The 1,439-nt window shown below is 66.4% G+C and carries 1 protein-coding gene; it reads left to right on the forward strand.

Annotation, left to right across the window (positions count from 1 at the left end; all coding sequences use genetic code 11):
- The first annotated feature begins 134 nt into the window (after positions 1–134).
- The gene (locus ABGB14_RS49950; RefSeq protein WP_347650953.1) at positions 135–1,406 is read left to right on the forward strand and encodes an IS256 family transposase; all 1,272 of its coding nucleotides are present in this window, start codon (positions 135–137) and stop codon (positions 1,404–1,406) included.
- The last annotated feature ends 33 nt before the right edge of the window (positions 1,407–1,439 follow it).

Raw genomic sequence — 1,439 nt, forward strand, 5'->3', positions numbered from 1 at the left:
GAGCAATGATCGAAACCTGTGGATCTGACGGGAAGGGGTGTACCTTCCCGAATCATCTGATCATGGTTTCGAGATAAGGCCGACGTTGGCGCGTCGGTCGGGAAGGCACACCCGTGCTCACCGTAGTGCCCGAGATGCCCGCTGACGACCACGCCGCGGCAAGTACCTCCTCGTTGATCGACCAGATCGTCCGTGAGGGCGCCCGCAAGATGCTCGCCGCCGCGCTGCAGGCCGAGGTGGACGCCTACATCGCCGCTTTCGCCGACGTGCGTGATGAGGCTGGTCGACGCCTGGTGGTGCGTAACGGCTATCACGCCCCGCGCGACCTGCTCACCGGGGCGGGCGCGATCGAGGTCAAGGCCCCGCGGGTCAACGACAAGCGTATCGACGAAGCCACCGGCGAGCGCCGGCGCTTCTCATCGGCGATCCTGCCTGCCTGGTGCCGTAAGACCCCGCAGGTCAGCGAGGTGCTGCCATTGCTGTACCTGCACGGGCTGTCCTCGGGGGACTTCACGGCCGCGCTGAGCCAGTTTCTTGGCAGCTCAGCGGGTCTGTCGGCCTCGGTGATCACGAGGTTGACGGAGAGCTGGAAGGCCGAGCAGCGCACCTTTGGCGAGCGTGACCTGTCCGGAGTGGACTACGTCTATCTGTGGGTCGACGGAATCCACGTCAACATCCGGCTGGAGGAGCACAAACTCTGCCTGCTGGTGATGATCGGCGTGCGTGCCGACGGCCGCAAAGAGCTCGTCGCCCTCGCCGACGGCTACCGGGAGTCGGCCGAGTCGTGGGCTGACCTGCTGCGCGATGCCAAGCGGCGCGGCATGCGCGCGCCGGTGCTGGCGATCGGGGACGGCGCGCTCGGCTTCTGGTCGGCACTGGGCGAGGTGTTTCCGCAGGCCAGAGCCCAGAGGTGTTGGTTTCACAAGATCTCGAACGTGCTCGGGGCCATGCCGAAGTCGGCCCACCCGGGCGCGAAGAAGGCACTGGCGGAGATCTGGAACGCCGAGGACAAGGACCACGCCGAACGCGCGGTCAAGGAGTTCCAGGCCGCCTATGGCGCCAAGTACCCCAAGGCGGTGGCCAAGGTGGTCGATGACCTCGACGAACTGCTGGCCTTCTACGACTACCCGGCCGAGCATTGGGTGCATCTGCGTACGACCAACCCGATCGAGTCGACCTTCGCGACTGTCCGGCACCGCACCAAGGTCACCAAGGGGCCGGGCTCCCGCGCGGCGGGGCTGGCGATGGCCTTCAAGCTGATCGAGTCGGCGCAGAAGCGCTGGCGGGCGGTCAACGCGCCGCATCTGGTCGCTCTGGTCCGTGCCGGGGCGACCTTCGTCAAGGGCAAGCTCGTCGAGCGGCCCGCGGAATCACCGGCGATCGAGGACCAGTCGAGAGCCGCCTAGAAGATCTTGATCCACAGGTCTTGACGATTGCTC

It is taken from the genome of Nonomuraea sp. B10E15 (assembly GCF_039871615.1).
Classification (GTDB): domain Bacteria; phylum Actinomycetota; class Actinomycetes; order Streptosporangiales; family Streptosporangiaceae; genus Nonomuraea.